Annotated in this window: 18 protein-coding genes and 1 pseudogene; 13 read left to right on the top strand and 6 right to left on the bottom strand. The window is 55.0% G+C overall.

The window, feature by feature from the left end:
* Nucleotides 1-82 precede the first annotated feature (82 nt).
* The gene (nfsB, locus tag CRO33_RS16295) at nucleotides 83-736 is read left to right on the top strand and encodes an oxygen-insensitive NAD(P)H nitroreductase (protein ID WP_097118836.1); all 654 of its coding nucleotides are present in this window, start codon (nucleotides 83-85) and stop codon (nucleotides 734-736) included.
* 64 nt (nucleotides 737-800) lie between these two features.
* Here the strand turns inward: nfsB and CRO33_RS16300 are convergent, their stop codons facing one another.
* The 3 genes and pseudogenes from CRO33_RS16300 to CRO33_RS16310 form a co-directional block, all read right to left on the bottom strand.
* Nucleotides 801-2,180 carry a heavy metal sensor histidine kinase gene (locus tag CRO33_RS16300; RefSeq protein WP_097118837.1) on the bottom strand — a complete coding sequence of 460 codons (1,380 nt, stop codon included), beginning with the start codon at nucleotides 2,178-2,180 and terminating at the stop codon, nucleotides 801-803.
* Nucleotides 2,177-2,852: pseudogene (locus CRO33_RS16305) on the bottom strand (heavy metal response regulator transcription factor). Before CRO33_RS16305 ends, CRO33_RS16300 begins: the two are co-directional and overlap by 4 nt.
* A 26-nt stretch (nucleotides 2,853-2,878) precedes the next feature.
* Nucleotides 2,879-3,640, bottom strand: a complete 762-nt coding sequence (locus tag CRO33_RS16310) for an alpha/beta hydrolase (RefSeq protein ID WP_097118838.1) — start codon at nucleotides 3,638-3,640, stop codon at nucleotides 2,879-2,881.
* 250 nt (nucleotides 3,641-3,890) lie between these two features.
* On the opposite strand from CRO33_RS16310, the gene CRO33_RS16315 reads away from it, so the two are divergent.
* The 8 genes from CRO33_RS16315 (at nucleotide 3,891) to CRO33_RS16350 (ending at nucleotide 12,272) form a co-directional block, all read left to right on the top strand.
* The gene (locus CRO33_RS16315) at nucleotides 3,891-4,871 is read left to right on the top strand and encodes a TIM barrel protein (protein WP_097118839.1); all 981 of its coding nucleotides are present in this window, start codon (nucleotides 3,891-3,893) and stop codon (nucleotides 4,869-4,871) included.
* A gap of 50 nt (nucleotides 4,872-4,921) precedes the next feature.
* A complete protein-coding gene (locus CRO33_RS16320; RefSeq protein ID WP_097118840.1) occupies nucleotides 4,922-5,962 on the top strand; it encodes a sugar ABC transporter substrate-binding protein in 1,041 nt (346 codons plus the stop codon).
* A gap of 16 nt (nucleotides 5,963-5,978) precedes the next feature.
* Nucleotides 5,979-7,481, top strand: a complete 1,503-nt coding sequence (locus CRO33_RS16325; RefSeq protein ID WP_097118841.1) for a sugar ABC transporter ATP-binding protein — start codon at nucleotides 5,979-5,981, stop codon at nucleotides 7,479-7,481.
* A 31-nt stretch (nucleotides 7,482-7,512) separates the two neighbouring features.
* Nucleotides 7,513-8,484, top strand: coding sequence for an ABC transporter permease (locus CRO33_RS16330; RefSeq protein ID WP_097118842.1), 972 nt, complete (start codon nucleotides 7,513-7,515; stop codon nucleotides 8,482-8,484).
* Nucleotides 8,484-9,341, top strand: coding sequence for a MurR/RpiR family transcriptional regulator (locus CRO33_RS16335; protein ID WP_058960291.1), 858 nt, complete (start codon nucleotides 8,484-8,486; stop codon nucleotides 9,339-9,341). The genes CRO33_RS16330 and CRO33_RS16335 overlap by 1 nt, the downstream gene beginning before the upstream one ends.
* Before the next feature lie 2 nt (nucleotides 9,342-9,343).
* Nucleotides 9,344-10,207, top strand: coding sequence for a PfkB family carbohydrate kinase (locus tag CRO33_RS16340; RefSeq protein ID WP_097118843.1), 864 nt, complete (start codon nucleotides 9,344-9,346; stop codon nucleotides 10,205-10,207).
* Nucleotides 10,208-10,388: 181 nt separating this feature from the next.
* The gene (locus CRO33_RS16345; protein WP_097118844.1) at nucleotides 10,389-11,159 is read left to right on the top strand and encodes a transporter substrate-binding domain-containing protein; all 771 of its coding nucleotides are present in this window, start codon (nucleotides 10,389-10,391) and stop codon (nucleotides 11,157-11,159) included.
* A 24-nt stretch (nucleotides 11,160-11,183) separates the two neighbouring features.
* Nucleotides 11,184-12,272, top strand: coding sequence for a DUF2817 domain-containing protein (locus CRO33_RS16350; protein WP_097118845.1), 1,089 nt, complete (start codon nucleotides 11,184-11,186; stop codon nucleotides 12,270-12,272).
* Here CRO33_RS16350 and CRO33_RS16355 read toward each other — a convergent pair.
* Complete coding sequence (locus CRO33_RS16355; RefSeq protein WP_097118846.1) at nucleotides 12,257-13,027, bottom strand: HalD/BesD family halogenase; 771 nt, start codon at nucleotides 13,025-13,027, stop codon at nucleotides 12,257-12,259. The genes CRO33_RS16350 and CRO33_RS16355 overlap by 16 nt on opposite strands.
* Before the next feature lie 98 nt (nucleotides 13,028-13,125).
* On the opposite strand from CRO33_RS16355, the gene CRO33_RS16360 reads away from it, so the two are divergent.
* The 4 genes from CRO33_RS16360 (at nucleotide 13,126) to CRO33_RS16375 (ending at nucleotide 16,742) form a co-directional block, all read left to right on the top strand.
* Nucleotides 13,126-14,025, top strand: coding sequence for a LysR substrate-binding domain-containing protein (locus tag CRO33_RS16360; protein WP_097118847.1), 900 nt, complete (start codon nucleotides 13,126-13,128; stop codon nucleotides 14,023-14,025).
* A gap of 102 nt (nucleotides 14,026-14,127) precedes the next feature.
* A complete protein-coding gene (locus CRO33_RS16365; protein WP_176505787.1) occupies nucleotides 14,128-15,414 on the top strand; it encodes an SLC13 family permease in 1,287 nt (428 codons plus the stop codon).
* A 28-nt stretch (nucleotides 15,415-15,442) separates the two neighbouring features.
* Entirely contained in the window at nucleotides 15,443-16,300 is an 858-nt protein-coding gene (locus CRO33_RS16370) for an AraC family transcriptional regulator (protein ID WP_097118903.1), read from the top strand.
* A 34-nt stretch (nucleotides 16,301-16,334) separates the two neighbouring features.
* Complete coding sequence (locus CRO33_RS16375; RefSeq protein WP_045833270.1) at nucleotides 16,335-16,742, top strand: DUF2000 family protein; 408 nt, start codon at nucleotides 16,335-16,337, stop codon at nucleotides 16,740-16,742.
* A gap of 26 nt (nucleotides 16,743-16,768) precedes the next feature.
* Here CRO33_RS16375 and CRO33_RS16380 read toward each other — a convergent pair whose 3' ends face one another.
* On the bottom strand, nucleotides 16,769-18,112 hold the full coding sequence (locus tag CRO33_RS16380; RefSeq protein ID WP_097118849.1) for an amidase: 1,344 nt from the start codon (nucleotides 18,110-18,112) through the stop codon (nucleotides 16,769-16,771).
* 4 nt (nucleotides 18,113-18,116) lie between these two features.
* A complete protein-coding gene (locus CRO33_RS16385) occupies nucleotides 18,117-18,938 on the bottom strand; it encodes an MBL fold metallo-hydrolase (RefSeq protein ID WP_097118850.1) in 822 nt (273 codons plus the stop codon).
* Nucleotides 18,939-18,982 lie beyond the last annotated feature (44 nt).

An 18,982-nucleotide genomic window follows, 5' to 3' on the forward strand; every position in this document is an offset into this window, starting at 1 on the left:
TGAAACACAATTCGTTAACCGCCGTGTAAGCGCGGCGGTTAAGGTAACGGCACTTTTAAAATAATCGATTCAGGAGATTGGCATGACACTTAATGACGCAGTGGCTCGTCGCCACACTGTAAAAGCCTTCGCCAGTGGTAAAAGTTTGCCGCAGGAAGAGATCGAAACGCTGCTGAACGTGCTGCGTAACAGCCCGTCTTCCGTCAACTCTCAGCCGTGGCATTTTGTGGTGGCTTCCACGCCAGAAGGTCGTGAGCAGATCGCGCAATCCACCACCGGCGCCTTTGTTTATAACGGCCCAAAAGTACTGAATGCTTCCCATGTGATCGCGCTGTGCATGCGCACCGATCTGGATGACGCACATCTGCAAAATGTGCTGGCGCAGGAAGAACAGGATGGGCGTTTTGCCAAACCAGAAGGTAAAGCCGGTCAGGATAAGAGCCGCCGTGGTTATGTCGATATGCACCGTTACGAGCAGCGTGATATCCCGCAGTGGATGGAGAAACAGGTTTACCTGGCGCTCGGTGGTCTGCTGCTAGGTGCCGCGATGTTAGGGATTGATGCGACGCCGATGGAAGGTTTTGATCAGCGTGCGCTGGATCAGGCGTTAGGCCTGCGTGAGAAAGGCTTTACCAGCGTGGTACTGGTATCGTTGGGCTATCGCAGCGAAGAAGATTTTAATGCGGCATTGCCAAAATCACGTTTGCCGCGCGAAGAGATTTTCACCTTTATTTAAGCGGTTGCGGCGCAATTTTTTGCGTGGTTTTAACCCCGCGCGATGAATCGCGCCGCTACAAGTTTTATCGCGGAAACCGCAAACTGAACCGGTTCACCCCGTTCTCACTGCTCACCGCACAGCTACCGTGATGCAAACGCATGATGCTGCGTACAATCGACAACCCCAGCCCGCTGCTGCTTTGATGGCGTGAGGCATCGGCGCGCCAGAAGCGATCAAACATGCGTGACTGCTGTTCAGCACTCAACGCCGCGCCTTGATTCTCCACCACCAACTCGATTCCCTGATCGCGCACCGCACTTAACACGCGAATGGTGGTATCCCGCTCGCCATAGCGCAAGGCATTCGCCATCAGATTCGCCAGTGCCCGTTGCAGCAGCTGCGGATCGGCGCGTAACTCTCCCTGCAGGTGCATTTCCAACTGCATGTTGTGCTCCTCGGCCATGCCATCAAAATAATCCTGCAACTTCTCGCCAAGCTGTGCCAAATCGATTATCTGCCAATCCATTGCCTGACTGGCGTCTTCCGCTTTAGCAAGGAAAAGCATGTTATCGATCATTTTCGCCAATCTCTCCAGTTCCTCGTAGTTGGAGCCCAGCAGTGCCTGGTAATCGCCCACGCTGCGCGGCTGGCTCAGCACCACCTCGGTCTGACCGATCAAGGTGCCAATCGGCGTGCGCAGGTCGTGCGCCATATCGGCGGAAACCTGGCTGAGCTGTTGATAGCCCATTTCCAGACGACTGAGCATCTGGTTGAAGGCAGCGACCAGCGGTTGCAGTTCTGACGGGGCATCGCTGAACTGGATACGGTGCGATAAACGCCGCACGTCTATGGCATCAGTTTCCGCTGCCAGCCGACGCAATGGCGATAAGCCGCGTCGCACCAGCCAGATGCTCAATAATGCAACCAGCAGGGCTGCCAGTGCAGTTGATACAATAATCTGGTCGCGATAGCTGTTCAGCGTTTGGGTACGGTCGCTCATCAGGCGGCCGGTGATGATCTCAATTTGCCCATTACCATCACGCGTCGGCGCTAAGGCGGCGGCGGAGATAAAAGGGGTGCCATCCTGCGCTTGCTGGTGATGCACTGAGGTCAGACTGAGTGGCTGATCGGCGGGCACGGGCGTGATGGCGGGCATCGGTCGTGCGCCTGGATTGACCACAATCAGCGGCGGTTGACCTGGAAAGCGCAGCACCAGCAAAGACTCCGTATTGCCCAGCATATTGGCAAACAGGCGCGGTTTTTGCTGGATCAGCGTGATGGCGTCTTCATCGCGCAGCAGCGTACGAATCTGATCAATGCGCGTCAGCAGTGCCGCGTCATCGCGTACACCGATCTGCTTCGCCAGCGACTGATACAACGCAATGCCGCTCAGGGCAAAAATCACGATCACTGCGGTGCTGAGCAGCAAGGATAATCGGGTGGCGAGCGAAAGTTTAGTCATGCTTCAGCTTCGCAGCGATACCCAACGCCGTGCACGGTGTGAATCAACGGTTGAGCAAAGGGGCCATCGATCTTCTGGCGCAGGCGTTTTACTGCCACGTCGACCACGTTGGTGTCGCTATCAAAAATTCATATCCCATACGCGGGAGGCGATCACCGTGCGCGTCAGCACCTCGCCGGGATGCAGCATAAACAGATGCAGCAGGTTGAACTCTTTATTGGTGAGGTCGATGCGTTGACCCGCGCGCTCCACCCGACGTTTAAGGATATCGAGTTGCAGATCGGCCAGGGTCAGCACATCGGGAAGTTTTTGCTGGCCGCCGCGCCGCAGTTGCGTGCGGACGCGTGCCAGCAGTTCGGCGAACGAGAAGGGCTTCACCAGGTAGTCATTCGCGCCCAGTTCCAATCCTTTGATGCGATCTTCCAACGTGCCTTTAGCCGTGAGGAAAATTACCGGCGTCTGGATCTGTTTATCCAGCGCGGCCATGACTTCCCAGCCGCTCATGCCGGGCATCATCACATCAAGTAAGATCAGATCGTAATGGTGCTCCTGCGCATAGAACAAACCGTCTTGCCCGTTCTCGGCCACATCCACGATGAATCCCGCTTCGGTTAATCCTTTGCGCATGTAATCGCGCGCTTTGGCTTCATCTTCAATCACCAAAATTTTCATGCGCATCTCCGGGCGGGACAAGTGGATTAGGGCTGCGCCTGCTGAGCGGCCTGTTCAATCAGTTTCGCCACATCATCAGGATGAGATTCATACACCGAGTGGCTGGCGCCCGCGACTTCAACCGTGTGGCTGTGTGCGCGTTTGGCGTACATCCGCTCCAGATCAGGGTTAATGATTTTGTCAGCTTTCGCCACCATGTACCAGCTAGGCTTGGTCTTCCACGCCGGGTCTGGAATGTTGGCGGTGAACACGGCGGCATTGGTTGGCATCTGCGCGTGGGCTTCAAAATCCGCCTGCGCAGCCGGTAAGTCGGCGGCGAAATCGCTGTGGTAATTTTCTGGCGCGATGGTCAGGTAGCCATCAGTCGATTTGGCAAACGGATGCGCGCTGTTGGGGAACTTCTTGCCGTTGATGGCTTCGGTTTCGCCGTTATCTAGCGCGTGCGCGGCGATATACACCAGACCCACCACCTTGCTGTCATTTCCGGCTTCGGTGATGATCGCGCCACCATAACTGTGGCCGACCAGAATCACCGGTCCATTCTGCTGATCGATGATGCGGCGTGTCGCCGTGACATCTTCCGGGAAACCGGTCAGCGGCTCCTGCACCAGCGTCACTTTATAGCCATCGTGCGTCAGGCGGTCATACACCGGACGCCATCCTGCACCACCCACAAATGCACCGTGTACTAACACAATATTCTTCACCGGCTGCGCTTTGGCTTGCGCCGCGCCGCCTGCCATCGCCAATAAAATACCCGCTGCTAACGTCAGTTTTTTCAGTTTCATGTTTGTGCTCCAGATAAGGAAGGTTCGGGCACAGGATATGAAAACGGCGCTGACAGCAGGGTGAGCGAGTTATGACAAAAGAATGACAGGGGCTGTGCGCTGATCGATCGCAGGATTTCGTGAACGGCCTCGCAAATTGAAACGATGCCGTCTTGCTAAACAAATTGGCTTGTGTAATTTATGCCATAACTTCACAAATAATCGTGAAGAAGGAAAGTACATTACAACTCGCACTGAAGGATCCTTCCTCATGTCAGAATTAAAGTTTGCCACACGTTTGAACTCTTTCGCCTCTGGGGCGCACTTATACTGGCCAGATCTCCAGGGAAAACCTTCTGTATTACATATGATTGCGCGCGCCGGTAAGGTGAATGGCCTGACGCATCTCGACCTTAACTATCCGCAGCACATGACCAGTGACATTCCCACCATGCGTCAGGCGATTGCTGATGCAGGCCTGGCCGTCAATGGCATGCAGATGCGCTGGGATGCTCCCCAATTCAAAATTGGCGCCTTTACTAACCCCGACGCCAAAATTCGTCGTGAAGCTATCGAACTGACCAAGCGCGGTATTGATGCGGGCCGCGAGTTTGGTTCACGCCTGATGACCTTGTGGATGGGCCAGGACGGTTTCGATTATTGCTTCCAGGCCGACTATAAAAAGATGTGGGAAGACGCCGTCAGCGCGGTGCGTGAAGTGGCTGAATATGCGCCGGAAATCGACGTCAGCATTGAATACAAACCGAATGAACCGCGTGCTTATAGCATCTTCCCCAATGCCACCACCTGTTTGCTGGCCGTGGAAGAAGCCGGATGCGCCAACCTCGGCATCACGCTGGACTTCGCTCACGTGCTGTTTGCCAATGAAGTGCCGGCGTTTGCGGCCGCCATGGTGGCCCGTCGTTCACGCCTGTTAGGGCTGGACCTGAATGATGGCTGGGGCAAACGCGATGACGGCTTGATGGCGGGTTCAGTGAATCCGCGCGCCACGCTGGAATTTCTGTGGCAGATGCAGCGCGATGGCTATCAGGGCGCTTATTACTTCGACACCTTCCCGGATGCGAGTGGCCTCGACCCGGTCCGTGAAGCGGAAATCAACATTGTGACTGTGAAGCGTCTGCTGAAGTTGAGCGAAAAACTCAACAATAACCCAGCACTGGAAGAAGCAATTAGCCGTCAGGATGCGGTGGCCTCACAGCAAATTGTGAATGACATCATGCTTGCACAATAAGCAAGCGCATAACCCTGCACCTCAAATAAAACGATAAAAAGGCTACCACCATGAAAAAGCTCTTACTCTCTGTACTGACCTCCGCACTGCTGTGTTCCAGCGTGCACGCTGCTACCTTAGCGCCGCTGAAATCTGACTCCGAGCCTGACCGCACAGACTGGACGCAGCTGGAAAGCAAATACGGACCGATGCCCAAAGTCGACAGCAAGCTGAAAATTGGCGGCGTGTCGAAAACGCTGACCAATGAGTACTGGCGTTCACTCGGCGAGGGCTATCAGAACGTCGCGAAGAAGTATGGTTTCACCGTCGCTTACCAGGCCGCTGCGAATGAAGATGATCAAATGGGCCAGTTGTCCATCGCTGAAACCCTGATTGCGCAAGGTTTTAATGGCTTGCTGGTGTCACCTCAGACCGATATCAACCTTGAGCCAGCACTGGAAAGCGCCAGCAGCAAAGGCATTCCCGTGGTGAACGTCAACGATGCGGTGGTGCCCAGTGCCCAGTACTACGTTGGGAACGTGCAGAAAGACAACGGTGTGCGCGTCGCCAAATGGTTTATTCAGCACTATCCGCAGGGCGGCAAAGTGGCGGTGATTGAAGGCCAGCCGGGCGTGTACGCTGCGGGTCAGCGCACGGCTGGCTTCAAAGAGACGCTGCAGGCGAATGGCAAATTCAACATTGTCGCCAGCGTGCCAGCTAACTGGAGCCGCGAGCAGGCCTTTAACGCTGCATCGACCATTCTGCAACAGCATCCGGATCTGATTGGTTTCTATGCCAACAACGACACCATGGCGCTCGGCGTGGTGGAAGCGGTGCGTTCGCTGAATAAAGCTAAGCAGACCGCAGTATTTGGTACCGACGGTATTTCCGATGCCTATGCTTCTATTAAACGCGGTGAACTGACCGGCACCGTCGATAGCTTCCCGATCCTGACCGGTGAAGTGGCGATGGAAGTGATGTTGCGTCTGGTGAACGGACAGAAACTGTCGCGCGTGATTGCCACGCCACAGGCGTTGATCACCAAAGAGAATGCCGATGCCTTCTCAACCAAAGACAACGACAAATTGCGTCAATTGCTGGCACAGCAGTAACACAGGCGGAGAGCGTATGGAACAGTATCGCTTAATGATGCGCGGCATCAATAAAACCTACGGCAGCGCCATCGCGCTGCAGGATGTGGACTTTATGGTGCGACCGGGCGAAGTGCACGCGCTGATCGGGGAAAATGGGGCAGGCAAATCCACGTTGCTGAACATTCTCTCTGGCGTGCGCCCGGCGGATAGCGGTGACATCCACGTCAACGGCGAGTCAGTGCAGATGAAAAATCCGCTCAGTGCGCGCCATGCGGGCATCGCGATGATTCATCAGGAGTTGCAGCATGTTCCTGAGCTCTCCGTCGCCCAGAATATGTTTCTGGGTCGCCCGATGACCACCCTGAACGGTTTGTTTGTCGATAAACGCGCTCAGCTGGCACGCGCCACGCATATCCTGAAGCAGCTTGATCCCAGCATTAATCCTGCTGAGCCAATCAAGAACCTCAAGGTATCGCAGCAGCAGATCGTGGAGATTGCGCGCGCACTGCTGGATGAGGCGAAAATCATCGCCATGGATGAACCGACATCCAGCCTGACGCCTCGTGAGTTTGAGCGTCTGGCGGAGTTGATCGCAGATCTAAAATCTACCGGCGTCTCATTAATCTATGTGTCGCACAAAATGAATGAAATCTTCCAGGTCTGCGATCGCGCCACCATCATGCGCGATGGACGTCAGGTCGGGGTGGTGAACATTTGCGATGAGACTGAAGAGAGCATCGTCGCGAAAATGGTAGGGCGCAAAATCGATAAGCAGGCGCACCAGTCATGGGCCACCGATCGCGAAGTGCTGCAGGTTGAGAATGTGACGCGTGGAACGGAGATCAAACCGGCCAGTTTTAGCGTCTGCGCCGGGGAAGTCTTGGGCGTGGCGGGTCTGGTCGGCGCAGGCCGCACCGAATTGCTGAAACTGATTGCCGGTATCGACAAACGTAGCGCGGGTGAAGTGCGCGTTAATGGTCAGTCAGTTCGCAATCACAACGTCAGCGCGGCGATTCGTGCCGGTATTGGTCTGGTGCCGGAAGATCGTAAGAAAGAGGGCATCATCAAAGCGCGTGCAGTGAAAATGAACATGGCGCTGCCGTCGATGCGCAACTTCACGCTCGCGGGCGTTATTCGTAAAGTGAAACTGGACGCGGTGGCGCAACAGGTGATGTCCGACTTAAAACTGCGTCCGCTGAATATTGAAAAACCGATCGGTACACTGAGTGGTGGTAATCAGCAGAAAGTGATTATTGGCCGCTGGGTAGCCGCGGATGCAGAAGTGTTTTTATTTGATGAGCCAACCCGGGGAATTGATATCGGGGCCAAAGCTGAAATATATAACCTGATTGAAAAACTGGCCCAGCAAGGTAAAGCGATTGTCGTAGTGTCGTCAGAAATGACCGAGATATTACGTGTATCCGATCGCGTTTTAGTGATGCGAGAAGGAAGAATTACGCGTGAATTAACTGGCGATGACATTACCGAAGAGAACATCGCGCGCTTTGCCATTAACGACATTAAAGAAGCTGTATAGCACTCAATTTGCACTCTATATAGGCACAATTATGATGACGCAAACAAATACACAGCCAGCGGCTGAGCCGTCGGCGAAATTTAAACTCAATCTGCGCGATGCCGGGACCTTAATCGGGCTGTTAATTATCGTGGTGACATTTTCATTCCTGTCGCCGGTATTTTTTACCGTGCCAAACCTGCTGAATATTTTGCAGCAATCGTCCATTAATGCGCTGATCGCACTGGGGATGACGCTGGTGATTATTTCCGGCGGTATTGATTTATCAGTTGGGCCGACCGCTGCACTCTCTGCGGTATTGGGCGCCACTCTGATGGTGGCTGGTGTGCCGGTTCCGGTGGCGATTCTGGCCACTTTGGGTATCGGTGCATTATGTGGGGTGTTCAGCGGGATGCTGGTGGACTATGCAGGACTGCAGCCGTTTATCGTCACGCTGGGGGGACTTTCGCTGTTCCGCGCCATTGCGCTGATCTATACCGGCGGGAATCCGGTGTTTGGCATCCCGATGGAGTTCCGCAGCATAATTAACAGCGATCTATTCGGTATTCCAACCCCGATCATCATTGTCGCAGTGATTGCGTTGGTGTTGTGGCTGGTGATGAATAAAACCCCGTTGGGCGAATATATTCTGGCGGTGGGCGGTAACGAGGAAGCGGCGCGCGTGGCCGGTGTACCGGTTAAACGCACCAAAGTGACGGTGTTCATTATCTCAGGCACCTTAGCGTCACTGGCATCGTTGATTCTGATTGGGCGACTAGGCGCAGCGGAACCCACTATCGGGAATTTGTGGGAGTTAGATGCAATTGCAGCGGCGGCGATTGGCGGTGCTTCACTGATGGGCGGCAAAGGCAGTATCGTCGGCACCATTATCGGTGCCATCATCCTCGGTGCATTACGTAATGGCTTGACTCTGCTGAATATTCAGGCCTTTTATCAATTGCTTGCCACTGGCCTAATCATTATCATAGCGATGTTGATTGACCGGGCGACAAGAGGCAGGTAATGAAGCAAGATCCGCGAGCCATTGGCGCTCAAATTCGTATGCGATTACCGCAGCTGACGCCGCTGGAGCGGCGTGTTGCCGAAGCCATCATCGCCAGAACCGACATCAGTGAACAGACTTCGCTGCAGGAGATTGCCGAAGAAAATAATGTCTCACAGGCGATGATTGTGAAAATTACTAAGAAGCTTAATTTTACTGGCTTCCGTCATTTTCGCACCGGACTGATTTATTATAATCAATCTGAAGTGGCTGGCTTGCATGCAGAAATTGAGCCGGAAGACTCGTCGGAACAATTACTGGCTAAAGTATTCAGAACCTCGATTCAGGCAATTGAAGAGTCATTATCGATTCTGGATATTTCTGAGTTTAATCGTGCTGCCGATATTTTATTTAAAGCGCGCCATATCGATCTTTATGCGGTAGGCGGTTCAGCCACCGTGGCGCGAGATTTATCGCACAAGCTGCTGAAGATCGGGATCAAGTCCACGCCTTATGACGATGCGCATATTATGCTGATGTCAGCAGCGGTGTTATCCGACGATGACGTAGTGATCGCCATCAGTCATTCAGGGGCAACGCGGGCAGTAAACGATCCGATTAAACTGGCGGCACGAAATGGTGCGAAGATTATTGCTATTACCAATTATGCCGAGTCGCCTATTGCGCGCAATGCGCATGTGGTATTGACATCAACTTCTCAGGGATCGCATCTGCTTGGGGAAAATGCAGCGGCACGTATCGCGCAATTAAATATTCTCGATGCGCTGTTTGTGGCAATCGCCAAAAAAGATTTAAAGCTGGCGGAAAAGAATTTGATGAAAACCCAGCGTGCGGTTCAGGATCTGCGGGACTTTTAGTCATGAACAAAATTATTGTCGCTGGTAGCCTGCATTACGACATTATGCTGGCGGCCCACCATCGCCCGGAAAAGGGCGAAACCGTAATGGGCAGCGGCTGTAGCTATAAATTTGGCGGTAAAGGCGGCAACCAGGCGGTGGCGGCCGCACGTGCAGGTGGCGCGGTGCGTTTTATTGGCGCGGTGGGCGCCGATGCGCAGGGCGAATTCCTGCTCGCGGCGCTGCGCGATGCCGGCGTCAACACCGATACGGTGGCGATTTTGCCGGATATGCCGTCGGGAATGAGCGTGGCGATCAGCGATGCGGAAGGCGATTACGGTGCGGTGGTGGTGTCCAACGCGAATCTGCATATTGATGTGACTACGCTGCCTGACTCGCTGTGGCAGGGGGCGGGCTTGCTGGTGTTGCAAAATGAAGTGCCCGCCAGTGTGAATCTGCAACTGGCGCAGCAGGCCCGGCAGAAGGGAATTGCGGTGTGTATTAACGCCGCACCGGCGCGAGAGATTGAAGCGGCGCTCGCCGCCTGCATTGATCTGCTGATCGTGAACGCAGTAGAAGCACGCGATATGTGCCAGATCGAAGTCACTGATTTGGCCTCTGCGGAGCGAGCGGCACAAAAACTGGCGGAAGATTTCGCGCAGGTGATTGTCACAGCGGGCGAGCACGGTCTGGCGGTGTGCCAGTCGGGTGCACCGGTGCAGAGTTTGCCCGCGATTCCGGTGAAGCTGATCAGCACTCACGGCGCAGGTGACTGTTTTGTCGGGGTGCTGAGTCAGGCGCTGGTGTCCGGTTCCTCGCTGCCTGAGGCGGCGGAGAAGGCGAATCAGGCTGCCGCAGAGCACGTTTCTCGTCCTGCTATCGCTTAATAACCCACCTCACATTTCCGGCATTAAGATTCTCTTACTGCCGGAGATAAAATCGCTTAACTCCTTCTGTTTTATAAGAATTCCCTCTGCGTCAAATCCATTTTTTTAGTGGAGGTAATGTATCCGTCATGTTATTAAATCTCCATGCCGTTGTGAATTTACCTGCCTGCTGGAGATAAAAATGAAAAAGAGTTTGTCCTTCGCGTTACTGCTTTCACTTGGCGCATTCAGCCACCTCTCATTTGCTGAGCAGACGTTGCGCTTTGGTGTCGATCCGACTTTCCCTCCGTTTGAATCCAAAGCCAGCGATGGCTCACTTAAAGGATTTGATATCGATTTGGGCAACGCCATTTGTGCCCAGGCAAAAGTCAAATGCCAGTGGGTGCAGATCGGCTTTGATGGCAGCATTCCGGCACTGCAGGCGAAGAAGTTTGATGCGATTCTGTCGGCGATGTCGATGACGGAGAAACGCCGTGAGCAGGTGGATTTCAGCAACATGCTGTATATCACGCCGAGTGCGTTGCTGACGCCAAAAAGCAGCACCCTGACCGAAGATATCAGCACGCTGCGCGGTAAGAACATCGGCGTGGCGCAGGGCACCATTCAGGAAACCTACGCCAAAGCAAAATGGGCGGCACAGGGTGTCAATGTGGTTTCCTATCCTAACCAGATGGAGATCTATCCCGATCTGGTCGCGGGGCGACTGGATGGCACTCTGGCGAATGCGGTGTCAGCGGATCAGGGTTTCCTGAATACGCCGGAAGGCAAAGATTACGTCATCAAAGCGACGCTGGTGGATAAAGAGCTGCTGGGCAACGGTGTGGGAATTGGCCTGCGTAAGGGCGATACCGTGCATCTGAAACTGATCAATGATGCGCTGGCCGAACTGCACAACAATGGCACTTACGATCAGCTGGCGAAAAAATACTTCAAGTTTAAGGTTTATCCGTAAGCGCCCTTATTTACAGGAAACAGCATGTCAGATTTGCCGCATTACTCGTCCCAACGTGCCCGCTTTCTTGCGGCAGTCGAGCGCCAGCAAGGTGCTTTGACTTCGTATCCGCATCCGCTGCCGGGCCCACAAGGTGAAACGCTTTATACCGATGTTGCCGTGATTGGCGATCCCGGTGCAAGCAAATTGATGATGATCATCTCGGGCACGCATGGGGTGGAGGGCTACTACGGATCGGACAGCCAGATTGAGTGGCTCAATCGCTTCAGTCTGACTGCTTTGCCCGATGACACCGCGATTGTGCTGCTGCACCTGTTGAATCCCTGGGGAGCAGCCCATTTGCGGCGCGTCAACGAAGACAACATCGATCTTAATCGCAATTTTATCGATTTTACTCAGCCAGCCCCCGCCAATCCGGAATACCCGTCATGGCACGGGATTTACCACGGCGATCGGACACAAGCTGATGAGCTGTTAGTTAAAACCCTTAACGGCGCAGGTTGGCTGGCGGTAAAACGGGTGGTGGAAGCCGGGCAATACCAATTCGCTGACGGTTTCTTCTACGGTGGAAAGCAACCGAGCTGGTCTTATCGCACCATGCAAACCATCATCGCCGACCATTTATCGCAGGCAAAAACCATCCTGAGCTTCGATCTGCATACGGGAGCCGGAGCATGGGGGCATCCAATGTTGCTCTCGATTGCTGAGCAGCAGGTCGCTGCGCATCAGTGGGGAAAATCACTGTATAGCGAGTGGTTAACGTTACTGTTTACCGGCACAGGTCGTGACAGTGTCACCGGAGTGACCGCGACCGCAACGGGTTATCTGTCGCAGTTCCTGCTGGAATCACTGCCGCAGACGCAAATTTTGCCACTAGTGGTGGAGTGCGGAACGTATCCCGGCGAAGAGATGCATCGTCGCGTGCGTGACGATCATTGGTTGCATCTGCAAGGTGAACCGACCAGTGAGTCAGGGCGCGCCTTAAAGCATGAGCTGGTGGAAGGTTTCTGGCCAGCAGACCGCGACTGGCGCGATCTGGTGGCTTTTCGGACCCAGCAGATATTTGTACGCGGCTGGCAAGGTTTGTTGAACGCCGATCACAACCGACCATAAAAAGTCATACGCGCCGTTTCCGATAGAGCGATGCCAGGCTGTGTGTTATACGCCAGCACTGCCAGCATGCGTGTGATGTCGCCTTCGGTTGGCGTGACACGATGCATAGAGTTGCGACCACGGAACAGCACTAAGTCACCCGCTTCAATCGCCAGCGCATCGACCGGCTGGCGCTGATCCAAAACCGCCGCCACGCCATCAAAGTTCATCTCACCGTCATCGGCATCGCGCAGATCCTTCACATACTGGAATACACCACCCGCGCGGGGTTTCTGCACCAGCAGGGTGATGGCGAAGGAGGAGTTATCGAAGTGCCAGCCGAGTTCCTGACCATCGGGCGCGTAATGCAGATTGATGGACGAGAGCGGATCGGCATAAGGATAGAGCGCGGTTTCACCCAGCACGTCGCACAGGAAATTTTTAAACAGTTCGTCGTTATACAGCTGGCGCAGCGGCGATTCGGCGGCAATCACGTCGTCGGTAATACAGCCTTTGGTACTGATCACATCACGATTGCGCGGATGGTCAGCGTCATACGCCTCGTCTTTCTTCATCAGATAGACGTTATGCTTGCTGAGGGTGTGATAGGCCAGATGGCGCTGAGCGTTTCCTTCGGCAATGATGCTTTGCAGCGCGTCGGGTTGTAAAAACTGACGCAGGACCAGCGCGCCATGCTGGTTGAGCTGTTCACGGCATTCACGTCGCCAGTCGGCGTCGACCAGTGGATGCAAATCGAAACGAATCAATGCAGACATAGCAACAGTTCTCATTGTGACAGGTGTGTTATCACAGTAACTCACTGATATGTTAGTGCGTAACGATATAAATTTAATGCCCTGCTAAGGAAACTTTAATGCCCTCACAGTCACCTCGTTTACCGAAAATCAGCGTAATCCAGTCATTTAAGGTGGCGGCGGAGTTAGGTAGTCTGGCAAAAGCCGCCGCGCAACTGGCACTGACGCCTGCGGCGGTGAGTCAGCAGATCCGGCAGCTAGAGGAACAGTTGGGCAGCGCGCTGTTTGTGCGTACGCAGAGTGGGGTCATGCTGACCGAAACCGGTAAAGAGTATCTGCGCTATGTGACGGAAGCTTTTGATATTTTGCATCTCGGTCAGCAAAACCTGCGTCATGTGGCGGCGATGCCCAAGCTCACGCTCTATTCACTGCCCGCACTGGCCTCGAAGTGGTTGCTGCCTAATATTGCGCAGTGGCGCGTTCACTGTCCCGACATTGATTTATCGCTACACGGCACCCATGCGCAGGTGGATTTTAATGCCACACCAGCTGACTTTGTCATTTGCTTTGGTGAGGATCGCTATCCCCAGCTTGATAAGCAGCGTCTGTTTTTGGATGAGGTGGTGCCCGTGGTGAGCCCCAGGCTGTTGCAGCAGTTTCCATTAGAAAACGTGTTGCAACAGGCTCCATTGATCCATCTTGATTGGGGCAACGAAGGGCGCTTTCTGCCGGACTGGCGAAGTTGGTATCTGGCCAAAGGGATGGCGGAACCCGCATCACAGCCCGCGTTAAGTTTTAATCTCACCTCATTGGCGATCGATGCTGCGGTGGCAGGCGCGGGTTTGTTATTAGGGCAGAAAAGGCTTATCGCTGCAGAGCTGGCACGAGGCGATTTAGTTATGGTTGATGCGTTAAGCCTGCCATTAAGTAAACCCTATTTTCTTGCCTGGCCGCAGCGTTCGCGCAGCCAGCCGGGCAGTGAAGCGTTAATAAACTGGCTCGGACAGCTGGCAATTTAACAAACTGTTAACTGACTCAGCATTGCAAATCGTGGATTGCACTATGCTTATTCGCTTTGTGCGACGGATCGTAGACAGGGAGTTCAGTCAGTGACTTTAGATATGCATTTCTGGCTTACCACGTTGGTCATAGCCATCACCATTTTGCTGTGGGCAAGTGCACGCCTGCCGGAATATCTCACCGCGCTGCTGTTTTTTGCCGCCGCCACGCTGCTTAACATCGCCCCGACCAGCACCATCTTCAGCGGATTTGCCTCTTCAGCCTTCTGGCTGGTATTGAGCGGTTTTGTGCTCGGTGCGGCGATCCGCAAAGTCGGGCTTGCACAGCGCTGGGCTAACTATCTGGTGGTGCCGTTCAGTCAGAGCTGGCCGCGCATGGTCGTTGGCACCCTGGTGCTGACCTATCTGCTGGCATTGGTGATGCCTTCCAATATGGGGCGCATCGCACTGCTAATGCCTGTTGTGCTGGCGCTAGGTGAGCGGGCCGGAATTAAAGCCGGGAGCCGTGGCAACATTGGTCTGGCGCTGGCGGTGGGTTTAGGCACATTCCAGCTCTCCGCCAGCATCTTACCGGCTAACGTGCCCAATCTGGTACTCAGCGGCGCTGCTGAAAACGCTTATCAGATCCATCTCCAGTGGCTGCCCTGGTGGCTGCTGCATATGCCGGTGGTGGGGATTGGCAAGGGAATGATACTCGCAGCCGCTATTCTGTTCCTGTTCCGCGCGCAACCTCAGCCCGTGCGCCATCGCGATCAACTTGAGCCGCTCAGCCGCAGCGAATGGCGGTTGATGGGCCTGTTGGCTATCACTCTATTGCTGTGGATGACCGATAGCCTGCACGGCTTGCCCGCCGCATGGATTGGTCTGGCGGCGGCGTGTATTTGCCTGCTGCCGCGCATCGGCTTTCTCTCAAGTGATGATTTCGCCAGCGGGGTTAATTTCCGCACCTGTATCTATATTGCCGGTATTCTCGGCGTGGCCACAGTGGTAGTGGATTCAGGGCTGGGTCGTCTCATCGCTGATCTGCTGCTTAGCTTGTTGCCACTGCAGGATCACGCTTCGTTTGGTAATTTCGCGGTGCTTAACTCGCTGGTCTCGCTGCTCAACTTTGTGCTGACTGCCAACGGCGTGCCAGCGATGGTGACGCCGATCGCGCAAGAGCTGGCAACCGCATCCGGCTTTTCTCTGATGAGCGTCGTCATGATGCAGGTGTTTGCCTACGCGACGCCGCTGTTGCCTTATCAGGCTTCGCCAGTGGTGGTGGCGATGGGGCTGGGTAATGTGCCTGCCAAAGCGGGCCTGCAACTGTGCGTGCTGGTGTTTATCTTCAGCGTGCTGTTGCTGTTACCACTGGATTATCTCTGGTTCAGGCTGCTAGGCTATGCCTGACTTTCCCTCACTGCCTGAGCACGCCGTTATGTCAGCCAATAATGATTGGGTCGATTTTCGTCGCGATGACGAAACCGGTATCGAAAGCGTCAACGCGCATTTTCGCGGACACGCCTACGATCCGCACGATCACGACGAATTATTGGTGGGCGTGACGCAGCAGGGCTTACAACGTTTCAACTGCCATCGTGCATTGCACACCAGCACACCGGGCCGCGCCATTTTGATTGAGCCGGGCGCGGTGCATGACGGCCACGCCCCTAACGAAGAGGGTTTCACCTACACCATGCTCTATCTGCCGCAGCGTTGGGTGGCAGAGATGATGCAGCGACGCGGTCTGGGGGATGTCTCCAATATTGAAGGGGCGTTTCGCCACACGCTAAATGATGATGCGCTGCTGGCCAGTGCCATCCAGCAGGCGTGGTTTTCAGTGCATCACAGTGATGGGCGACTGGCGCGCGACCAAAGCCTCGATCATCTGATGACGATGCTTTCCCGCCATCTTGAAATCAAACCCAATGCGCAATCAGGTGCAGCGATGCAGCACATGCAGCTATTACGCGACTATCTGCACGATTTTATGGCGCAGGATATAGGGCTGGATGAGTTGTCACGGCTGGCGGGCATTGATCGCTTTAAGCTGACGCGTCAGTTTAAGCAGGCGTTTGGTCAGTCACCGCATGCCTACCTGGTACGGCTGAGGTTGCGCAGCGCACGTGTGCTGCTGGCGCAGGGCATTGAGCCGGTGCAGGTTGCCGCTCAGGTTGGTTTTGCCGATCAGAGCCATTTAGGGCGTTGGTTCCAACGCGCCTACCGCATGACACCGGCCTCCTATCAACGACAGTGCACAAACGTTCTATATCCCACCCCCGCGACTCTTAGATGATACTGTTTTAGACCCCATCGGAGAGTAGTGACAGATGTTTGATACCAAAATCGCCCTGATTGTTCGTGATGATTTAGCCACCTGGCAGCGCCTGAATGTGGTGGCCTTTCTCGCCACCGGCATTGCTTCTGCCGCGCCTGACATGATGGGCGAACCTTACGTGGATGCGAAGGGGCGTCAATACGGCAATATGGCAGGCCAGCCGATGCTGGTGTTTGCGGGTGATGTTACGGGATTACAACGGGCTCATCGCCAGGGTTTGGAACGGGAGTTGACGGTGATCCCGTATGTGGAAGCGATGTTCGCCACCGGACATGATGCCGCCAACCGCGAGGTATTCATGGCTGAAGATGCCGACAACCTGAACCTGGTCGGCATCGCGATTCGTGGGCCAAAGAAAGCAGTGGATAAGGCGATTAAAGGGCTGTCACTGCACGGATAAACGCGGTCGCCCCTGCGGCGACGCTTTCATTTATTCAGCGATATGCGCAGCTCGATGGCTGCAGCTGCGCGCAGCAACAAGTCTTCCCGGCCACGCAGCGCCAGCAATTCGACGCCAATCGGCAACCCGTCGTCGCTCAGGCCAGCGGGAATAGAGATAGCTGGCGCGCCAGTCACTGCGGAAACCAGCGCATTGCTGCCTTCCTGCATCTCGCCGTGTTTGACTGGCGCACGGCGCACCACCGGGTAAGCCAGCAGGTTAATGTTGTGCTGGTCGAACATCGCCACCAACTGCTGGTAAAGATCATGTTGGCGCTGCTGCACCCGTGCATAACCTTCGCTGGCCGTGCCAGGATGTACCGCGCGGGTCTTAAACACGGTTTCGAGCTGAGGATGATACAGCCCGGATGCAGCGATATCCGGCAGGGTATAGAACTGCGCCTGCGGCTTATCGGCTAAATACTCTGCCAGCGCTTCAGAAAATTCATAACCGATGATATTGGCATCAGCCGCTAACGTCTCTAATTCTGGCCAGCTCAGTGTCGCGGGTGCGAACCCGGCCACGGCAGCCTGCACCGCCTGGTTAATCTCATCTTCATCAGCGGCAAATCCTTCCTGCCAGATGCCAACCCGCAATGCTTCTCCCTCCGTAGCAAACGTCTTGCCGCTGAGCACTTCGCTGGCGATGCGGAGGTCGGCCGCAATGCGTGTCAGCGGGCCGGGGATATCCTGAGTGGGTGACAGCGGCACAATTCCAGATGTGCTAAGTGCACCTCGTGTCATGCGTAAGCCGAACAGGCCATTAAACGCGGCGGGTATACGCACCGAACCTGCTGTGTCGCTGCCAATGGCGAGCGGCACATAACCGGCGGCAACGGCAACCGCGGAACCGCTACTCGAACCGCCCGGTGAACGACCTTGCTGCCAGGCATTGTGAGTAAAGCCGCTCAGCGATGAGGCGCCAGTAATGCCCGCTGCCAGTTCATGCATCGCAGTTTTGCCGATCAAAATCGCGCCTTGATTGCGCAGTCTGGTGACCAGCGGAGCATCGTTATCAGCGATGACGTCACGCAACATCACCGAACCCGCGCTGGTGGGCCAGCCTTGTACTTCAATATTGTCTTTAATCAGCACCGGGATGCCGTCCAGCTGACCCCACGCCTCACCGCGTTGACGGCGTGTATCACTCCGTTCTGCTGCCGCACGCGCGTCATCCGCAAACAGCCAGGTGATGGCGTTGTAGCGCGGCTGGTCTGCCTCACTTATGCGCTGCAGTGCGAAGTCGGTCAGCTGGCGCGCGGTAACATCACCGCGTTGCAGTGCCAGGGATAAGTCGCTCAGCGACGCGGTGAGATAATCAGCGTATTGCATCCGGTCAATCCTCAAGTGGAGTCCATTGCCCATCAGGCGCAACACGGCCCAAAGAGCTGCTGTGAAAATGGGAACTGAACCAGATTGCCTGATGTTGCTGGCACCAGTCTATAACGCGTTGACGTGAAGCCATCGCGAGCGGAAGGTCTTCACAGAACAGCGAGTTCCAGTGCGGGTGGTGAAATTGCACCGGATGGTGCATCACATCGCCGGGGAAAATCGCATATTCGCCCTGGCTTTCCAGCACAATCGACGCGTGATCGATGCTGTGACCCGGTGTGGCAATGTAGCGCAGCACTCCGGCGAACAGAGGAGATTCCTGCACATTGATGGTCTGCAGCTGGTCGCGTTCGATCAGCGGCAGGATACTGTCGCGATACAGTTCCTGACTGGCGGGATCGTCCTGACAGTGCTGCAATTCCGCCGCCGAGCAGACATAACGCGCGTTGGGGAACAACGGCTGCCACTTACCGTCCACCCAGTGCGTATTCCAGCCAACATGATCGGTATGGATGTGCGTCATCAATACCAGCGTGACTTCAGCAGGATCCACGCCCGCCCGTGCCAGATTTTCGACATAAGGCGTATTCAGCTGATGGAATAACGGTTTGTTATTGCGGTTGCGCCCGTTGCCGGTTGCGGTATCAATCAGAATAGTGTGATCAGCGGTACGCACCACCCAGCTGTGTATAGACACTTCAGCCGGCTGTTCGGCAAAGGCGTCACTCATCTCAGAACGATGTGCCTTAAACAACCCCCCAAACGGAAAAGCGGCGCGCTGCTCAGTGATTTTTTCAACCCGGCATTCTCCTATCTGAATGTTCATGCTGTGCTCCACTTGATAGAGGACGCGTTTAACAGCGCCCGTGA

This window comes from Pantoea sp. GL120224-02 (assembly GCF_900215395.1).
Classification (GTDB): Bacteria; Pseudomonadota; Gammaproteobacteria; order Enterobacterales; family Enterobacteriaceae; genus Pantoea; species Pantoea communis.

Bases quoted from the DNA above. Each gene is read 5' to 3' on its own strand.
- CRO33_RS16370 (WP_097118903.1), top strand. From the start codon at position 15,443: ATGTCAGCCAATAATGATTGGGTCGATTTTCGTCGCGATGACGAAACC.
- CRO33_RS16375 (WP_045833270.1), top strand. From the start codon at position 16,335: ATGTTTGATACCAAAATCGCCCTGATTGTTCGTGATGATTTAGCCACC.
- CRO33_RS16310 (WP_097118838.1), bottom strand. From the start codon at position 3,640: ATGAAACTGAAAAAACTGACGTTAGCAGCGGGTATTTTATTGGCGATG.
- CRO33_RS16325 (WP_097118841.1), top strand. From the start codon at position 5,979: ATGGAACAGTATCGCTTAATGATGCGCGGCATCAATAAAACCTACGGC.
- CRO33_RS16360 (WP_097118847.1), top strand. From the start codon at position 13,126: ATGCCCTCACAGTCACCTCGTTTACCGAAAATCAGCGTAATCCAGTCA.
- CRO33_RS16335 (WP_058960291.1), top strand. From the start codon at position 8,484: ATGAAGCAAGATCCGCGAGCCATTGGCGCTCAAATTCGTATGCGATTA.
- CRO33_RS16355 (WP_097118846.1), bottom strand. From the start codon at position 13,027: ATGTCTGCATTGATTCGTTTCGATTTGCATCCACTGGTCGACGCCGAC.
- CRO33_RS16350 (WP_097118845.1), top strand. From the start codon at position 11,184: ATGTCAGATTTGCCGCATTACTCGTCCCAACGTGCCCGCTTTCTTGCG.
- CRO33_RS16385 (WP_097118850.1), bottom strand. From the start codon at position 18,938: ATGAACATTCAGATAGGAGAATGCCGGGTTGAAAAAATCACTGAGCAG.
- CRO33_RS16330 (WP_097118842.1), top strand. From the start codon at position 7,513: ATGATGACGCAAACAAATACACAGCCAGCGGCTGAGCCGTCGGCGAAA.
- CRO33_RS16365 (WP_176505787.1), top strand. From the start codon at position 14,128: ATGCATTTCTGGCTTACCACGTTGGTCATAGCCATCACCATTTTGCTG.
- CRO33_RS16380 (WP_097118849.1), bottom strand. From the start codon at position 18,112: ATGCAATACGCTGATTATCTCACCGCGTCGCTGAGCGACTTATCCCTG.
- nfsB (WP_097118836.1), top strand. From the start codon at position 83: ATGACACTTAATGACGCAGTGGCTCGTCGCCACACTGTAAAAGCCTTC.
- CRO33_RS16320 (WP_097118840.1), top strand. From the start codon at position 4,922: ATGAAAAAGCTCTTACTCTCTGTACTGACCTCCGCACTGCTGTGTTCC.
- CRO33_RS16315 (WP_097118839.1), top strand. From the start codon at position 3,891: ATGTCAGAATTAAAGTTTGCCACACGTTTGAACTCTTTCGCCTCTGGG.
- CRO33_RS16300 (WP_097118837.1), bottom strand. From the start codon at position 2,180: ATGACTAAACTTTCGCTCGCCACCCGATTATCCTTGCTGCTCAGCACC.
- CRO33_RS16340 (WP_097118843.1), top strand. From the start codon at position 9,344: ATGAACAAAATTATTGTCGCTGGTAGCCTGCATTACGACATTATGCTG.
- CRO33_RS16345 (WP_097118844.1), top strand. From the start codon at position 10,389: ATGAAAAAGAGTTTGTCCTTCGCGTTACTGCTTTCACTTGGCGCATTC.